Below are 16,387 nucleotides of genomic sequence, written 5' to 3' on the forward strand. Positions count from 1 at the left end.
AAATATAGGAATATTTTAGCATCTCTCCCAAATACCCTACAGACATATATTCATTCATCGGCAGGTTATCCAATCAGCGGATTTGACCATACCTCCGAAAGTAAAACAACAAAAAAAGAAACCGGTATGTTTTTTCGCACAAAGTTTTCGCTGCGAATAAACAGTTATTATAATTAACAAATAGTTCTAATTACAAATTTTATAAAGCAAGCATATACATATAAATTTACAGATATGAAAAACGAAAATAAAACTAAATAATTTTATACTATTCAATTAATTTATTTTTCATAACTTTGCAGAAAATAAGCCACAAATAGCGGTTTATAAAAACTAAATATAAGAATATGATAAAAGTAGAAAAAGAAGTATCCAAAGATTACATCATCAAGGGATTTAAACATTTTACCCAATTAGCTACGGAATACTTTCAAGGACATCCGGACTGCAATGCAGCCAGAAAAAGAATGCGCGACACAATAGACGCCAACTTGCAGCTCAAAGCAGAGCTCACCGCAGCAAGCTACACCGAACACACGACTTTGCTAAGTCCGAAGATGCAGCAAATCATTTGGGCGTACTGGGGACCACCCATCATTTCACTGTCGGAAAACCAGGCAAACGAGTCGGACAACAAACGAGTTTAAACGCCCAAAAAAGTGAAAATCGAACTATATATTTTTAAATATATAATTTATTAGTTATCCCTTATTATGGTTCCGCCCTGCGTTTCAACACATTTTTCTCAACAGACATAATTCATTAAATGTCAGAAGATTACCTCACTCCTTAGAGTGTTCCGCTGTGCGTTCCACAAAAATGCCCTTTTTTCACCCTCAAACAGAGGCTCCAAAATGACCGGACAGAGGCTTCGTTTACTATAAACAGAGGCTCTGTTTACATCAGACGAAGCCTCTGTTTCACGATCTTCCTCCAACGTATACCGCACAAAAAAACAACACGCGCCAAAAGCAGCTATTTACGTCACCACGAGGAATATTACATCCCAACACGTCCAAGCACGTACATCCGTTTAGGATTCGAACAGCAATCAACCTACTTTTGGACAAAATTTAAAAAACAGAATATCATATGCAAAAAATGAATTGCCAGGCCATCGGATATGGCTACATCATCATCCCAAAAGCTCTGCTGAAAGAGCAACTTACAGGCTGCAGCCCACACGAAGGAGAAATAGAAGCTTTCCTGAAACTTCTTATAAAAGTCAACTACTCGGAAACAAAACTCACCGACCGCCAAAAACACACCATCGTGTGCAAAAGAGGTGAAAGCCTGCACAGCTACCGCAGCTGGAGCGCCATTTTCCACTGGCCAACGAGCAGAACTTACCGCTTCATACAACAACTGAAAACAAACGGAATCATCGAAATCATTCCTCACAACGACACCACCGCCCTGCATATCCGAGTGGTCAACTACGAGAACTGGACAAACATTTCGGCACTCGTCGGCGAGAAAAAAGAAAACGCCCGAAAAACCAGCGACGAAAAGTTCCGCCTCTTCTGGGACGACTTCCACAACATCCTGCAGCTTCCCAAAGAGAACATCGCCAAAGCGCAGCGTATCTGGAAAAAGCTGAGCGAAAAAGAACAGCAACTCGCCATCGACAACATCGAAGAGTATTATTATCATCAGACAAACGTGAAATTCATCCTACATGCCTGCAGTTATTTATCCAATAAAGCCTTTCTGAATGAATACTGACAACAGAGTTTCCCCACAGGCCCCGGAGATAGAAGAAGCCATCCTGGGGGCCTGCCTGATAGAACAGGAAGCCATGCCGCTCGCAGCCGACACACTGCGCCCGGAAATGTTCTACACCACGAGCCACCAAGTGATCTACGCCGCCCTGCTTGCCATGTACCGGGCAGGAATGAAGATCGACATCCTCACCGTCAAAGAAGAACTTGCCCACCGGGGCAAGCTGGAAGAAGCCGGAGGAGCATTCGGCATCACGCAACTGAGCAGCAAAGTAGCCACCTCGGCGCATATCGAATATCACATGCAGATCGTACACGAGAAATATCTGCGGCGAGAAATGATACTGGGACTCAACAAACTCCTCGCCTGCTCTCTGGACGAAACAATGGACATAGCCGACACACTGATAGACGCACACAACCTGCTCGACCGCCTGGAAGGTGAATTCGGACACAACGACCACATGCGCGACATGGACGCACTGATGACCGACACGATGAAAGAAGCCGAACAGCGTATCGCCAAAAGCGTGAACGGAATCACCGGCATCCCTACCGGCCTGACAGACCTGAACCACATGACATCCGGACTGCAAAACGGAGAACTCACCGTCATCGCCGCACGTCCCTCGGTCGGGAAAACCGCCTTCGCCCTCCATCTGGCGCGGCAGGCTGCCATGCAGGGACATGCCGTCACTGTCTACAGCCTTGAGATGCAAGGAGAACGCCTTGCCGACCGCTGGCTGTTGTCCGCCGGCGACATCAACCCTTACCGCTGGCGCACAGGCATCCCTAACCCGCACGAAGTGGCGGAAGCACACACCACCGCCGCAGAACTGGCACGACTACCGATACACGTAGACGACAGCACTTCGACCAGCATGGACCATGTACGCTCCAGCGCACGGCTCCTTAAAAGCAAGGGTACATGCGATCTGATCATCATCGACTACCTGCAACTTTGCGACATGAGCACCGGACAGAAGAACCGCAACCGTGAACAGGAAGTGGCACAAGCCACCCGCAAGGCTAAATTGATCGCCAAGGAACTGAACGTTCCCGTCGTATTACTTTGCCAGCTAAACCGCGAATCGGAAGGCCGTCCCGGTGGTCGACCGGAACTATTCCATCTGCGTGAAAGCGGCGCCATCGAGCAAGATGCTGATGTAGTGATGCTACTCTACCGCCCTGCACTGGCACGAATCACTACCGACCGCGAAAGCGGTTATCCGACCGAAGGGCTGGGAGTAGTCATCGTAGCCAAACAACGCAATGGAGAGACAGGGAACGCATACTTCAGCCACAACCCTTCTCTAACGAAAATTACGGACTATACACCACCACTGGAAGTATTGCTGAAACAAGCAAAATAAAAAAATTCCCGGAACCATAACTACAATATTATATTACATAATATAAGATTAAATATTTTCCGATTTTATTTCATATTTGCAGTAAAATAAAGAGCATAATGCTTGACTTTGCCTCTTATATTTCGTATATTTGCAATGTCATAGAGAAACAAAATTATTATTACTTAAACCTTAACTTTTTAAAATTATGAATGTTTCAGTAGAACGCTATCAGCGTAGAAAGTACATGAGTCAAGAGAATTCTCCGATGCTGTATTACGTACGCCAGAAATCGGGAACAGTCAGAGTGATGGACGTCGAAAAACTGGCAGATGCCATCGAAGCCAACTCTTCACTCACAGCAGGAGATGTAAAACATGCCATCGAAGCTTTTGTAGAGCAGCTCCGCCTGTCACTCACACAAGGCGACAAAGTGAAGATCGACGGTTTGGGAACATTTCACATCACACTATGCAGCGAGGGGACAGAGAAGGAAAAAGATTGCACGGTCCGAAGCATCCGCAGGGTGAATGTCCGGTTTGTAGCGGATAAAGCATTGCATCTGGTGAACGCAAGCCACACCAGTACACGAAGTGAAAACAACGTGGAATTCGTACTGGCAAGCAAAGGTGACACGGAAGGCGAAAATGCCGGAGGAGGAGGAGGAAATACCGGAGGCGAAGAGGAAGCTCCGGACCCGACAGTTTAACAGGAGATACCATATCGAACCAACCTTAACATATAACTCACCCCCATTATCAATTATCCATTAAAAAAATGCTAGATAAAATTATCGAGATTATTATGACTATCCTCCCTTTTCTGGGTAATCGTAAAAAGCGTAAAGCGATGGCGCAAAACGTCAAAGAATTCAGCGAGCTGGTGAAAGACCAGTATACCTTCCTGATGGAGCAGCTGGAAAAGGTACTGAAAGATTATTTCGACCTTAGTGCGAGAATGAAAGAGATGCACGCCGAAATCTTTTCGCTGAGAGAGCAACTGACACAGGCTGCCGCATTACAGTGCATAAACAAAGAGTGCATACAACGTACTCAAAGCGAAGCATCCATCTCTGAAGCATAATGCCGGACAATCATGAGAACGATCAACTTAATCGTAATTCACTGCTCCGCCACACGCGAAGACAAGGATTTCACGGAATATGACCTGGACGTCTGCCATCGCCGACGCGGATTCAACGGAGCGGGCTATCATTTTTATATCCGCAAAAACGGGGATATAAAGTCTACCCGACCGATAGAAAAGATCGGTGCCCACGCCAAAGGATTCAACAGAGAAAGTATCGGTATCTGCTATGAAGGCGGGCTTGACAGCAAAGGTCGCCCCAAAGATACCCGGACCGAATGGCAGAAACATTCACTGCGAGTACTGATTCTTACTTTATTGAAGGATTATCCGGGATGCCGCGTATGCGGTCACCGTGACCTTAGTCCCGACCGGAATGAGAATGGGGAGACAGAGCCGGAAGAATGGGTGAAAGCTTGCCCTTGCTTCGATGCGGAAAATAACTGGAAAGCATGAGGCAGAAATCAAGTAAAGCTTCAATTGAATAGCTTATAAACAAGAAAACTCCAATTGCCCGACCAAACGAAGTCGGAGCAGTTGGAGTTTCTACATTTATAAAATAGATTGTCGGGATATCTCCTCTGAAGGAAATTAATGCTATCTTTGTAGAAAGTAATAAACCTAGAAACTTTTATATTTTAGCATGTATACTCCGCCTTTCACCATATCTCCCCGCACCATTCACTTAATAGCGGATATCTCCGCATTGGTAGAACGATATGCCATCCGTATGGAGCAGGAAGATGCCTTGCTATTGCGAAAAATCAACCGAATTAAGACCATTCAAGGTTCACTGGCTATTGAAGGAAATACCCTATCTGAAAGTCAAATTACAGATATCCTTGACGGGAAGCATATAGTAGCTCCCATCCGTGAAATACAGGAGGTACGAAACGCCATCAAAACCTACAATTCATATCACACTTTCGATCCCTACTCGGTAGACGACTTACTGATAGCACATAAAATAATGACGGAAGCACTGGTAGACAATACAGGACACTTTCGTCAAGGAGGTGTCGGAGTATTCGCAGGCACACAGTTGATCCACATGGCGCCTCCTGCCGACCGCGTTCCTTATCTTATCAAAGATTTGTTTGAATGGTTACGAAAGTCGGATGATCATTTATTAATAAAAAGCTGTGTTTTTCATTATGAGTTTGAATTTATTCATCCATTCAGTGATGGAAACGGGAGAATAGGACGTTTATGGCAATCGCTGATATTAGGCAAACTCCATCCTGTATTCGAACACTTACCGGTAGAGAATATGGTATTCGCCAATCAACAAGCCTATTATAATGCTATAAACCGAAGTACTGATGCTGTAAATAGTGGTATATTCATTGACTTCATGCTACAAGAAATATACGAAACACTAAAGAAACGGCAAGGCGATTCTATAGTAACAATGAAAGCGACAAAGGATGTCGGTATAAATGTCGGTATAAATGTCGGTATAAACGAACAAAAAGTTCTGGAACTTTTGAGAAAAAACAATCAAATCACCGCCAAAGAAATCGCCGGACTTCTAGGTATCAGTCTGAGGCATAGCGAACGTTTGATCACATCATTAAAGCAAAAAGGAATGATTCAGCGAGTTGGATCAAACAAAAACGGATACTGGGAAATTATAGTTTAAATGAAAGGTTGACCTCAATGTCAACCTTTCATTTAAACTATACCTTATCGTGCATCAAAAGCTGCATCAATCAGTGCCTGCAAGTTCAGATAGTGACTCCGGACAATCCCCGTAGAAGCACTTGCCGCACTTGCCAATGACCTCCTTAATTCGAGCAACTGTCCACGGGCAATTGTCGGTGCTTCGGAAGGAGAATCAGACGAGGATAAAACACTCGTCATCATACCCAGAAGCGATGAAGAGTTACCTTTCGGCTTATCAATCATCGAGATCAAAGCGTTGACATAAACTTTCTGCAAATTACGCTGGGCATAATCCGGTCTCTTACCGCCTTGCAGATCGCTCCAGATACCTTTCTTCAAGTCAGTAAACAGGTTATTGGCTGTATATGCCTTTGTACCGTTCAAGAATTCATCGTTTGTCATTTTATCCAACGTGTTCTTGCTTAAGAGTTGCTTCAGAATGCTGCTCTGTACACGGAATACAGCATTGTAAGTGTTGATTCTGGCTCTTTCGGCAAGCTTCTTATCCAGCAACCAGTTGGGAGTATTAAACAGTTCCTTATTCAAAAAGATAACTGCTTTTCTCTGAATATCTTTGGGTACATATTCCATTGCTTTGACGTCAGTCTGCTCTACGGAAACCGGGGTACTATAAATACCACCCACATTCGTCGCTACATGACGCATATACAGATTAAACTGCCCCACTATATTCTGATACAGACTGGATGCTTTAGCGTAGCCTTCGTTCGGTTCGTAAGTCCAGTTCATAATTTCAGGCATGATGCGTTTCAGATTTTTGATACCATAAGTGCTCGCCAATACAGCATCGTCACCCAAATCCTCATTCTGATTACGAGGATCGTTCCGGTCACTTTCCGTACCAAAAGTGTAACGTTTATCCTCTTGTAGTTTACTGATAATCCACTTGTTCATGTGAGGGATTTCGGCTTCGGGCGTCTTATATTCGGGCATCCAGCGATATCCCCATTCGATAGCCCACTCATCGTACATACCGATGCGGGGGAAGATTCCGGCACGGGATATGTTATCTTCGGGCTGCGCTACATAATTAAACCGTGCATAATCCATGATAGAAGGAGTATGACCGTTGGCTTCCACCCATGCTTTGTCTCGTAGCTTTTCTACAGGAACCGTGCTGGAAGAGCCGAAGTTGTGACGCAGTCCCAACGTATGGCCTACTTCATGAGAAGATACAAAACGAATCAGCTGCCCCATCAATTCATCGTCAAACAGAGGTTTGCGTGCACCCGGATCGACAGCTCCAGCCTGCACGATATACCAGTTGTACAACAGGCTCATCACATTGTGATACCAGTTGATATGCGTTTCCAGAATCTCACCGCTGCGAGGGTCGTGTACATGAGGACCGCTCGCATTTGGAATATCGGAAGGTTTATATACGATAGCGGAATGACGCGCATCCTCCAAACTCCATTCAGGATCGTCTGTCGGAGCTTCTTTGCCTATAATGGCATTCTTAAATCCGGCCTTTTCAAAAGCTTTCTGCCAGTCATTGACACCTTGAATCAAGTAAGGTACCCACTTCTTGGGAGTGGCCGGATCGATATAGATCACAATCGGATTCTTTGGTTCCACCAGTTCTCCCTTCAGGTATTTTTCTATATCCTCGTCTTTCGGCTCAAGACGCCAGCGGGTAATCTTCGCTTTATACTCCACCCCCTGAGGATTTTCGTCAAAATCCTTGTAGCTGACAGCAAAGTAACCTACTCTGCTATCATACAGTCTTGATTTCATCGGTTCTTTGGGGAGTAACATCATAGAACTGTTCAGCTCGTATGTCAACGGAGAACTTGGAGCGGAAGACACGGATGTTCCGGCTCCTGCAGGTGATGAGGCTCTCCGCTGAAAAGTACGTACCGTACGGACTTCGATATTACGCGGAAATGCCTTCAGAGTATCAATATAGCTGGCATCATCTACCATACCTCCTATTCCGGCATTGTTTTTCGCACGGCTTTCAAATGAAAACAGTTTGTTATCCCTGCGGATATAGTCAGTCATATCTATGACGTAATTGTTCGTCTCGCCTTCTTTACGGACCGTTTTCAGAGGAAAAGTGGCTATAATGGGCTGTACATTAGAATTCAGTACTGCCTGATACAATCCTAATGTATCCGAAGAATGTTCAATATAAGAGATTTCACGAACAAACAGTTTATCACCATTTCCCTTTTCGAAACGGATCACTTCATCTCCGATCTGATCTCCCGGATAACCGACTTTGCGCTTTTGCATATCTACGGGAGCCTTCACGATCCGATTCACTATCAGTACATCACGTCCGAAGAGCGAGTCGGGAATTTCAAAATAATATCTGCCTTCTACATTGTGCACTTTGAAGAAGCCATTCATCGTTTTAGCCTTGCCGGTAATTACTCTTGCATAAGGTTGCAAGGCATCTTTCTTCCTGTTGGCAACAGAATCGGTTTTGACTTTGGCTACTTCCTCTGTCTTTCCTTTCTTTTTCTTCTTCTTTTTAAAAATGTCTGTAGATTGCGCCCCGACTGATGGAATGAGCATCGCCAGAATCATTAGAGTTGAGACTAATTTCTTCATGTGTCCAATATTATATGTATTTATTTGAAATACAAAGTTACTACAAAAAAGTGAAATGCGGAAAGTTATAGTGATAGAATTGAGTTACAAGGGTTTTAGTTGAAGTGGCGATAATTCGTGAAGCCATTACAATCCCTGCCGAAGCCAAATCCTGACGCCGCAACGTTACTTGTTCGTAACCATGCCCGAAAATGCGACAAACGGGTACGGATAGCGAAACAATACGTTAAGGAATAGTGAGTTACCGATAACTCACGCAAAAATTTCGGTTACGGAAAAAGATTGCTCCGTTCCTCCCCGTTTTGCGTACCGACACCGGACTCTTCACCAACTAATTTTGAAACCAAAAAATTAAGGACGATGAAGAGTACATTTTCAGTAATCTATTACCTCAAGCGTCAGGTAGTGAAAAAGGACGGGACAGTACCCGTCATGGGACGCATCACGGTGGACGGCAGCCAGACGCAGTTCAGCTGCAAGCTGACAGTCGATCCGAAACTGTGGGACACCAAAGGTGGACGTGTCACAGGCAGAAGCGCGGCGGCACTCGAAACGAACCGTATGCTTGACAAGATGCGGGTGCGCATCAATAGGCACTATCAGGAAATCATGGAACGTGACAACTTCGTCACGGCTGAGAAGGTGAAGAACGCTTTTCTCGGACTGGAACACCGCTACCACACGCTGATGCAGGTGTACCGTCGTCACAATGAGGACTATGAGAAACAGGTGGAAGCAGGCATGAAAGCAAAAGGTACACTGGAAAAGTACCGTATCGTTTACAAGCACCTGCAAGAGTTCCTCGACATCCGCTACCATGTGAAGGACATCGCACTGAAAGAGCTTACCCCCGCTTTCATCTCCGACTTCGAGATGTTCCTGCGCACGGACAAACACTGCTGCACCAATACCGTGTGGCTGTACGTCTGCCCGCTACGGACGATGGTGTTCATCGCCATCAACAACGAGTGGCTGACACGCGACCCGTTCCGCGAGTATGAAATCAAGAAGGAGGAAACAACACGCAGTTTTCTGACCAAAGAGGAAATACGCCTGCTGATGGACGGGAAACTGAAAAACGCCAAACAGGAACTGTACCGTGACCTCTACCTGTTCTGCGCTTTCACCGGGTTGTCGTTCTCGGATATGCGCAACCTCACGGAAGAGAATATCCGCACCTACTTCGACGAACACGAGTGGATAAACATCAACCGCCAGAAAACGGGCGTGGTGTCCAACATCCGCCTGCTTGACATCGCCAACCGCATAATCGGCAAATACCGTGGGCTGTGCGAGAACGGCAAGATATTCCCCGTCCCGCATTATAACACGTGCCTTGCCGGTATCCGTGCCGTCGCCAAGCGTTGCGGCATCACCAAGCATATCACGTGGCATCAGAGCCGCCACACGGCAGCCACGACGGTATTTCTCTCTAATGGCGTACCTATCGAAACCGTCAGCTCCATGCTCGGACACAAGAGCATAAAGACGACGCAGATTTACGCGAAGATAACCAAAGAAAAACTCAATCAGGACATGAAGAACCTTGCCGCAAGGTTGAACAGTGTTGAGGAATTTGCAGGTTGCACCATCTAAAAAAGAGAAGCCATGAAACGTGACATAATCATCATAGAGGACAAGGCGGTCAGCGTAACCGGTAACGACGTGTGGATGACCGCCACCGAAATCGCCGGACTGTTCCATACGACCGTCCCGGCAGTGAACGCCGCCATCAAAGCCATCCGCAAGTCGGACGTGCTTAACGACTACGAGGTGTGCCGCTACATGCAACTTGAAAACGGACTGTACGCAGATGTGTACGCGCTTGAAATCATCATCCCCGTCGCCTTCCGGCTGAACACCTACAACACCCACCTGTTCCGCACATGGCTGGTGGGAAAAGCTCTCGCCAAAGAGAAACGGCAGGCATACGTGATGTTCATACAGAACGGAAAAGCCGGGTACTGCTGATTGCGCATACCACATAAGACAAGGAAACGGGCAGCACCACAAAAAGTGTCGCCCGTTTCCTTTTTTCTTGCCAACCGCGCTCACTCCAGCGGCTTGCGGTAATTTGCTTCCAGCACTTCACGCAGCCCCGTTTCCGGGTAAAGCACCTTCCCTCCCAAAAGTATGAAGGGCAACACGCGGTTGTTGCGGTATTCCTGCAATGTGCGTCGGCTTACGCGGAGCAGTTCCGCCACCTCGCCGTCCGTCAGGTAACGTTCCCCGTCCAGCAGAGGACGGTAACTTTCCAGAAAGGCGGACAGCCATTTCGAGCCTTTGCGCATATCCTGCACCACAGAGGCTATCGGCTCGTCTTCCATCGTAAAAACATCGTTGTTCTCGTTCATCATAACTTCGGATTCAGTGGGTGAATAAATCAAATCATCTGCCGTGCGGATAGAGCGTGCCGATAAGCGGTATCAGCCGCTTCACCTCCTCCGGCTTGTAATAAAACCTGCGGTTTATCTGCGAGTAGCCGATAAGCCGCCTGTCGCGCAGCGTCTGCAACGTGCGCGAACTTATTCTCAACTGCCTACAGACTTCCTCGCCCGTGAGCCATCTTTCCATGCGCCTCGTGTCGCTTTTGCGCCTCAGGGCGGCGACCTTCTCCGAGAGTGCGCCGAATGCCGCCACCATCATCTCGAAAGTCTTTTTCTCGATAGATACTATTTCCATATTCATGCAATTATCGGTTTGCCCGCAAAGGTAACGGTACGGTCCTGAACACGTGCCGTTTTCCGCTGAAAGGCTGCCTGTTGCGCCGTTTGACCGGGTTACGGAGCCATCTTCCGTAAAAATCTTACGTGAGTCACGTAGTGAGTTGTTAAAGCCCCTTTTGTTTATTGCCGATTTTTGCTGCAGAAACAAAAAGAAAGGACTGAATATGAAAGTGATAACGATGGAAAGTTCCGCCTTCCGGTCATTGACGGAACAGATAGCGGAGATTGCGGCACACGTCCGTGCCGCCTCCGGCGACAAGAAAGCGGCATCGCCCGACAGGTTGCTCACCACACGCGAGGCGGCGCACCTGCTTAACGTGAGTACCCGCACCCTCCAGCGTATGCGCAGCGAGCAACGCATCGGTTATGTCGTGCTTCGCGGTAAATGCCGCTACCGGCAGTCGGAAATAGACCGCCTGCTTGAAGCGTGTGCCGTCAACGAGGACGCGGCGACACCGCAGGAATTGAAACGCAACCACACGCTGCGCACTGGCGGCAAACCAAAAGGAAGGAGGACATAGGTCATGGAACTGCTCACACGAAACAACTTCGAGGGCTGGATGCAGAAGCTGATGGAACGGCTCGACCGTCAGGACGAACTGCTGCTGGCGATGAAGGCTGAGGGGAAACAGCCTACTATCACGGAAAGCATCCGCCTTTTCGACAATCAGGATTTGTGCATGCTGCTCCAGATAAGCAAGCGCACACTGCAACGCTACCGCAGTGTCGGCGCATTGCCCTACAAGACACTGGGCAAGAAAACCTATTACAGCGAGGAGGATGTGCTGACATTCCTTTCCAACCATATCAAGGACTTCAAAAAAGAAGATATAGCCTTCTACAAGGCTCGTATCCATAATTTCTTTCATAAATAACCCATTAAAACATTTTTCAAATGGCAAAGAAAAAAGACGAAAAGGACGTGCTGGTAGTCCGTGATGAGAAGACGGGCGAGATCAGCGTGGTAGCCGGGCTGAATGCAGACGGCACACCCAAGCGTACCCCTGCGAAAGCTGAGAACGCGCAGAGTTTCCTGCAATTCGACCGACAAGGCGACGTGCTGGACAACTTCTTCAAGAACTTCTTCCGGCAGTGCAAGGAACCCAGCCGCTTCGGTTTCTACCGCATCGCGGCAGACCAAGTGGATTCCATGCTTGGCGTGATGAAAGACCTGCTTCAGCATCCGTACCAGAACAAACAAATCCTTGCACCGCACAAAATCGACACCTTCCCTTATCAACAGCAGGTGCAGGAAGAGATGGCGGCACAAAAGACAGAGAAACAAGAACCTCAAAAACAGGAAAACATGGAACAACAGAAAGAACAGCAGGAAAGCCCGCAACAGACGCAGGGCAGAAAGGGCTACCAACCCATCAACGAGAGCAAAATCAACTGGCAGGAGCTGGAGGACAGATGGGGCGTGAAGCGTGACGACCTTGAAAAGTCCGGAGACCTTACGAAGATGCTCCACTACGGCAAGTCCGACTTGGTAAAGGTCAAGCCCACCTTCGGCGGCGAATCATTCGAGCTGGACGCCCGCCTCTCCTTCAAGAAGGACGGTGAGGGAAATGTCAGCCTCGTGCCGCACTTCATCCGCAAGGAGCAGAAGTTAGATGAGTACAAGGAACACAAATTCTCCGACGATGACCGGAAGAACCTGCGCGAAACGGGCAACCTCGGCAGGGTCGTGGACATTGAGGACAGGGAAACGGGCGAAATCATCCCCTCCTACATCAGCATCGACCGCAAGACGAATGAAATCACGGACATTCCGGCAAACAAGGTGCGCATCCCGGAGCGCATCGGCAAGACGGAAATCACCAAACAGGAGCAGGACATGCTCCGCGCCGGACTGCCCGTGCGCGACAAGCTCATCGAGCGCAACGACGGCAGGAAGTTCGTCACCACCCTTCAAGTGAACGTGGAGCAGCGCGGCGTGGAGTTCGTGCCGGGAACCGGAAGGTCGCCCCGTACCGCACAGACGCAGGAAGCCAAAGGTGACACCTCGAAAAGTCAGGCGCAAGGCGGGGAAAATGCCGCACAGACCAAGAAGGAGCAACGCCGCAACACGTGGATGAACGAGGACGGCAGCATCCGCCCCATCAGCAAATGGAGCGGCGTGAACTTCACCGACAAGCAGAAAGCCGACTACGTGGCGGGTAAAGCCGTGAAACTGGAGAACGTGACCGACAAGCAGGGCTTCCATGCCACGATGTATATCAAGTTCAACCCGGAGAAGGGCCGCCCGTACCGCTACGAAACGAACCCCGACAACGCCCAGCAGGTCGCCCCGTCCAACGAGAGCCGCACACAGGTGGCGGTGAACAACGAGGGCAAAACCAACGAGGCGACAAAGAACCTGAAAGAGCCTTTGCAGAAAGGTCAGACCGCCCCGAAGGACGACCGCCAGCAACAGCAGCAGGAGAAGCCGAAAAAGAAGAACAACAAAGGCATGAAAATGTAATCCCGTGTCCGCCACTGAATCCAAAATAAAATCCAAAGTATCAACAAAAAAGCAAGAAAACATGAAGACAATCATTGCAGAAAAGCCCTCCGTGGCACGTGAAATCGCCCGCATCGTGGGCGCGACAAAGAGAGAGGAAGGATATTTCGAGGGAGGCGGCTATGCCGTGACATGGGCATTCGGACACCTCGTTCAGCTTGCCATGCCCGACGGCTACGGCGTGCGCGGATTTGTCCGTGACAACCTCCCGATTATTCCCGACACATTCACGCTCGTCCCCCGTCAGGTCAGGACGGAGAAAGGTTACAAGCCCGACAGCGGCGTGGTGTCGCAGATAAAAGTCATCAAAAGACTGTTCGACACAAGCGAACATATCATCGTGGCGACCGATGCCGGACGCGAGGGAGAGCTTATCTTCCGCTAGTGCGCCCATACGGCTGCATAATAAATATCTCCTTAGCAAGAGATTAGGTTCGTGTTCTTTGAAATAACCTACTACCAACCGACTTATCCAAAGGGGAAACCCAATGGGGAGTGTAGCATGTCGGTAAAGGCATAAGTCCACAAATTGCCATGTGGCGACTGAATGACGAGGTAGAAAGACAAGCACAAGGATGAAGCCTGAATTGGTTGAACGATAGTCCAGTGGCTGTTAAATGAGCCGTGACGGAAGGCAATTACAAACGTCACGCCGTAGTACTCTTCCGATGTAGCCGGACGGATTGAGCAAAAGGACAAACTACGGCACAACCACAGTATGTGGACAAAAGGTCGAACGTCGCATCCGACAGCTTGTCGCGCTAATAGTTATTATGCAAGCTAAATGGGGATTGCCTAAGTTGGGACGCCGAAAGGCTATGAGGGTTAGCCTCTGAAAACCCAATATGGCAACGGAGCTTCCGTAGTAGTCCGAGCAGGATAACGTCCTGCACATGGCGAAGGGAAGCAGTTGGAAACTTTAATACAAAGAAAGACGTGTGAGACGTATGAGAAATTCAGAGAATGTATTAAACATTTTAAGTGAACACAGCACTGATTCGGACTACAAGTACGAAAGGCTGTACCGTAATCTATTTAATGAGCAGATGTATTATACTGCCTACCAGCGTATATACGCTAAACAGGGCAATATGACAACAGGAACAGATGGCAAAACAATCGACCAGATGAGTATTCAGAGAATAGATGACCTTATCATAAGTCTCAAAAATGAGACTTATAAGCCACATCCTGCCAAGAGGGTGTATATTCCAAAGAAGAACGGCAAGAAAAGACCGCTTGGAATTCCCTCTTTTGAAGACAAGTTGGTACAAGAGGTAACACGAATGATGCTTGAAGCCATTTATGAAGGGTATTTTGAATACACCTCTCATGGTTTCAGACCCAATAAGAGTTGCCATACTGCACTGACCCACATTCAAAAATCGTTCAGTGGAACAAAGTGGTTCATCGAAGGAGATATTAAAGGCTTCTTCGACAACATTAACCACGAAGTTCTTATGAATACCTTGAAAGAACGAATAGCCGATGAAAGGTTTATACGTTTAATCAGGAAGTTTCTGAACGCAGGGTACATGGAAGATTGGAAATTCCACAAAACATATAGCGGAACACCGCAAGGAGGATTGATAAGCCCCATTTTGGCAAACATTTACCTTGACAAGTTCGACAAGTATATGAAAGAGTATGCCCAATCTTTTGATAAAGGCAAGGAAAGACGGGGCAGTACGGAGTATAAACGTCTTGAAAATAAAAGAAGCAGGCTAGTAGCGAAAAACAAATCCGAACAGAATGAATCTGTCAGAAAACAACTGATGGATGAGATTCGGAAAATCGAGAAAGAGATGATTAATACGCCCTATGGCTTAAATATGGACGAAACATTCAAAAGATTGAAATATGTGAGATATGCTGATGATTTCCTTGTTGGAGTTATTGGCAGCAAGGCTGAGTGCATGCAAATCAAAGCGAACATCGCTCAATACATGAGTGAGCAACTCAAACTGAAGTTGTCAGAAGAGAAAACGCTAATAACGCATGCACAAAATCCTGCCAAGTTTCTCGGTTATGAAATCTATGTTCGCAAGTCCCAAGCTCTAAGGCGTAATAGAAATGGAGTTTTGAGAAGACCCTTCAATGGTAGAATTGTCCTAAACGTATCCAACGAGACGGTCAGACGGAAGTTACTGGACTATGATGCCGTATACATCAAGCAAGTTAAGGGTAAAGAAGTCTGGAAACCGAAAACTCGTTCATACATGATAGGAATGAAGCCAGAAGATATTCTCGCACAATACAATGCAGAAATAAGAGGATTCTACAACTACTATTCTATTGCTAACAACATTTCATATCTCGGTAATTCATTCGGATTTAATATGAAGTACAGTATGTTCAAAACTATTGCTCAAAAACAAAACATGACTATGGCGCAGATGATAAAGAAACTCCGCAAAGGCAAAGACTTTATCATATCCTACATAGACAAGAAAGGGCAAAAGAAAATCAGAGTGCTTTATAATGAAGGTTTTAGACGAAAGACAGCTAAAGATTATGCCCAATGCGACAACATTCCGAACACAAACATCAGTCCTTATCCAAGTCTTGTTGAGAGATTGAAGGCTGAAAGGTGTGAATTATGTGGAGCAGAAGGTAAAACGGTGATGCATCACGTGCGTACACTCAAAGGCCTCAAGGGAGAGAACGAGTGGGAACAACAGATGCTCAGAAAACATCGTAAAACTTTGGCTGTTTGTGAAACCTGTAATGCTAAAATTCATGTTCGCTAAAATG

Annotated in this window: 16 protein-coding genes and 1 pseudogene; 14 read left to right on the forward strand and 3 right to left on the reverse strand. The window is 47.1% G+C overall.

The features are described from left to right. Positions 1-347 precede the first annotated feature (347 nt). The 7 genes from K6V30_RS20795 to K6V30_RS20825 all read left to right on the forward strand — a co-directional run bounded on the left by K6V30_RS20795 (position 348) and on the right by K6V30_RS20825 (position 5,801). A complete protein-coding gene (locus K6V30_RS20795; protein ID WP_010538757.1) occupies positions 348-647 on the forward strand; it encodes a DUF4248 domain-containing protein in 300 nt (99 codons plus the stop codon). A gap of 445 nt (positions 648-1,092) precedes the next feature. Further along, positions 1,093-1,725 (forward strand): hypothetical protein, encoded by a 633-nt coding sequence (locus K6V30_RS20800; protein WP_010538758.1) that lies wholly within the window; start codon positions 1,093-1,095, stop codon positions 1,723-1,725. Then, positions 1,715-3,094, forward strand: coding sequence for a replicative DNA helicase (dnaB, locus tag K6V30_RS20805; RefSeq protein ID WP_010538759.1), 1,380 nt, complete (start codon positions 1,715-1,717; stop codon positions 3,092-3,094). Before K6V30_RS20800 ends, dnaB begins: the two co-directional genes overlap by 11 nt. Before the next feature lie 187 nt (positions 3,095-3,281). Beyond that, on the forward strand, positions 3,282-3,782 hold the full coding sequence (locus K6V30_RS20810; protein WP_010538760.1) for an HU family DNA-binding protein: 501 nt from the start codon (positions 3,282-3,284) through the stop codon (positions 3,780-3,782). A 68-nt stretch (positions 3,783-3,850) separates the two neighbouring features. After that, positions 3,851-4,156: a hypothetical protein gene (locus K6V30_RS20815; protein WP_010538761.1), complete on the forward strand. Its 306-nt coding sequence runs from the start codon at positions 3,851-3,853 to the stop codon at positions 4,154-4,156. Positions 4,157-4,168: 12 nt separating this feature from the next. Beyond that, a complete protein-coding gene (locus K6V30_RS20820) occupies positions 4,169-4,615 on the forward strand; it encodes an N-acetylmuramoyl-L-alanine amidase (RefSeq protein ID WP_055270790.1) in 447 nt (148 codons plus the stop codon). Between the two features lie 187 nt (positions 4,616-4,802). Continuing rightward, a complete protein-coding gene (locus K6V30_RS20825) occupies positions 4,803-5,801 on the forward strand; it encodes a Fic family protein (protein WP_010538763.1) in 999 nt (332 codons plus the stop codon). Positions 5,802-5,845: 44 nt separating this feature from the next. Here the strand turns inward: K6V30_RS20825 and K6V30_RS20830 are convergent, their stop codons facing one another. Further along, complete coding sequence (locus K6V30_RS20830) at positions 5,846-8,404, reverse strand: zinc-dependent metalloprotease (RefSeq protein ID WP_029425629.1); 2,559 nt, start codon at positions 8,402-8,404, stop codon at positions 5,846-5,848. A 360-nt stretch (positions 8,405-8,764) separates the two neighbouring features. Between K6V30_RS20830 and K6V30_RS20835 the strand changes: the two genes are divergently transcribed. Beyond that, positions 8,765-10,000 (forward strand): site-specific integrase, encoded by a 1,236-nt coding sequence (locus K6V30_RS20835; protein ID WP_004348478.1) that lies wholly within the window; start codon positions 8,765-8,767, stop codon positions 9,998-10,000. Positions 10,001-10,012: 12 nt separating this feature from the next. Continuing rightward, positions 10,013-10,375, forward strand: a complete 363-nt coding sequence (locus tag K6V30_RS20840; RefSeq protein WP_004348477.1) for a hypothetical protein — start codon at positions 10,013-10,015, stop codon at positions 10,373-10,375. Positions 10,376-10,455: 80 nt separating this feature from the next. On the opposite strand, the gene K6V30_RS20845 is transcribed toward K6V30_RS20840, so the two are convergent. Both K6V30_RS20845 and K6V30_RS20850 read right to left on the reverse strand, forming a co-directional pair. Then, positions 10,456-10,761, reverse strand: coding sequence for a helix-turn-helix domain-containing protein (locus K6V30_RS20845; RefSeq protein ID WP_004348476.1), 306 nt, complete (start codon positions 10,759-10,761; stop codon positions 10,456-10,458). Between the two features lie 31 nt (positions 10,762-10,792). Continuing rightward, a complete protein-coding gene (locus K6V30_RS20850) occupies positions 10,793-11,092 on the reverse strand; it encodes a helix-turn-helix domain-containing protein (protein ID WP_004348475.1) in 300 nt (99 codons plus the stop codon). 202 nt (positions 11,093-11,294) lie between these two features. Between K6V30_RS20850 and K6V30_RS20855 the strand changes: the two genes are divergently transcribed. From K6V30_RS20855 to K6V30_RS20875, 5 genes and pseudogenes are all read left to right on the forward strand, one after another. Next, complete coding sequence (locus K6V30_RS20855) at positions 11,295-11,651, forward strand: helix-turn-helix domain-containing protein (RefSeq protein ID WP_002561004.1); 357 nt, start codon at positions 11,295-11,297, stop codon at positions 11,649-11,651. Positions 11,652-11,654: 3 nt separating this feature from the next. Beyond that, positions 11,655-12,005 carry a helix-turn-helix domain-containing protein gene (locus K6V30_RS20860; protein WP_004291454.1) on the forward strand — a complete coding sequence of 117 codons (351 nt, stop codon included), beginning with the start codon at positions 11,655-11,657 and terminating at the stop codon, positions 12,003-12,005. Positions 12,006-12,025: 20 nt separating this feature from the next. Beyond that, positions 12,026-13,594, forward strand: coding sequence for a DUF3945 domain-containing protein (locus K6V30_RS20865; RefSeq protein ID WP_224207198.1), 1,569 nt, complete (start codon positions 12,026-12,028; stop codon positions 13,592-13,594). Positions 13,595-13,655: 61 nt separating this feature from the next. Continuing rightward, positions 13,656-14,015 (forward strand): annotated as a pseudogene (locus tag K6V30_RS20870) (toprim domain-containing protein); the annotation flags it as partial. A 565-nt stretch (positions 14,016-14,580) separates the two neighbouring features. After that, a complete protein-coding gene (locus K6V30_RS20875; protein WP_224207199.1) occupies positions 14,581-16,383 on the forward strand; it encodes a reverse transcriptase domain-containing protein in 1,803 nt (600 codons plus the stop codon). The last annotated feature ends 4 nt before the right edge of the window (positions 16,384-16,387 follow it).

This window comes from Bacteroides faecis (assembly GCF_020091505.1).
Classification (GTDB): domain Bacteria; phylum Bacteroidota; class Bacteroidia; order Bacteroidales; family Bacteroidaceae; genus Bacteroides; species Bacteroides faecis.

Excerpts from the sequence above, each read along its gene's own strand:
- dnaB (WP_010538759.1), top strand. The coding sequence starts at position 1,715 with ATGAATACTGACAACAGAGTTTCCCCACAGGCCCCGGAGATAGAAGAA.
- K6V30_RS20865 (WP_224207198.1), top strand. The coding sequence starts at position 12,026 with ATGGCAAAGAAAAAAGACGAAAAGGACGTGCTGGTAGTCCGTGATGAG.
- K6V30_RS20800 (WP_010538758.1), top strand. The coding sequence starts at position 1,093 with ATGCAAAAAATGAATTGCCAGGCCATCGGATATGGCTACATCATCATC.
- K6V30_RS20820 (WP_055270790.1), top strand. The coding sequence starts at position 4,169 with ATGAGAACGATCAACTTAATCGTAATTCACTGCTCCGCCACACGCGAA.
- K6V30_RS20815 (WP_010538761.1), top strand. The coding sequence starts at position 3,851 with ATGCTAGATAAAATTATCGAGATTATTATGACTATCCTCCCTTTTCTG.
- K6V30_RS20840 (WP_004348477.1), top strand. The coding sequence starts at position 10,013 with ATGAAACGTGACATAATCATCATAGAGGACAAGGCGGTCAGCGTAACC.
- K6V30_RS20850 (WP_004348475.1), bottom strand. The coding sequence starts at position 11,092 with ATGAATATGGAAATAGTATCTATCGAGAAAAAGACTTTCGAGATGATG.
- K6V30_RS20835 (WP_004348478.1), top strand. The coding sequence starts at position 8,765 with ATGAAGAGTACATTTTCAGTAATCTATTACCTCAAGCGTCAGGTAGTG.
- K6V30_RS20875 (WP_224207199.1), top strand. The coding sequence starts at position 14,581 with ATGAGAAATTCAGAGAATGTATTAAACATTTTAAGTGAACACAGCACT.
- K6V30_RS20810 (WP_010538760.1), top strand. The coding sequence starts at position 3,282 with ATGAATGTTTCAGTAGAACGCTATCAGCGTAGAAAGTACATGAGTCAA.
- K6V30_RS20860 (WP_004291454.1), top strand. The coding sequence starts at position 11,655 with ATGGAACTGCTCACACGAAACAACTTCGAGGGCTGGATGCAGAAGCTG.
- K6V30_RS20830 (WP_029425629.1), bottom strand. The coding sequence starts at position 8,404 with ATGAAGAAATTAGTCTCAACTCTAATGATTCTGGCGATGCTCATTCCA.
- K6V30_RS20825 (WP_010538763.1), top strand. The coding sequence starts at position 4,803 with ATGTATACTCCGCCTTTCACCATATCTCCCCGCACCATTCACTTAATA.
- K6V30_RS20795 (WP_010538757.1), top strand. The coding sequence starts at position 348 with ATGATAAAAGTAGAAAAAGAAGTATCCAAAGATTACATCATCAAGGGA.
- K6V30_RS20845 (WP_004348476.1), bottom strand. The coding sequence starts at position 10,761 with ATGATGAACGAGAACAACGATGTTTTTACGATGGAAGACGAGCCGATA.
- K6V30_RS20855 (WP_002561004.1), top strand. The coding sequence starts at position 11,295 with ATGAAAGTGATAACGATGGAAAGTTCCGCCTTCCGGTCATTGACGGAA.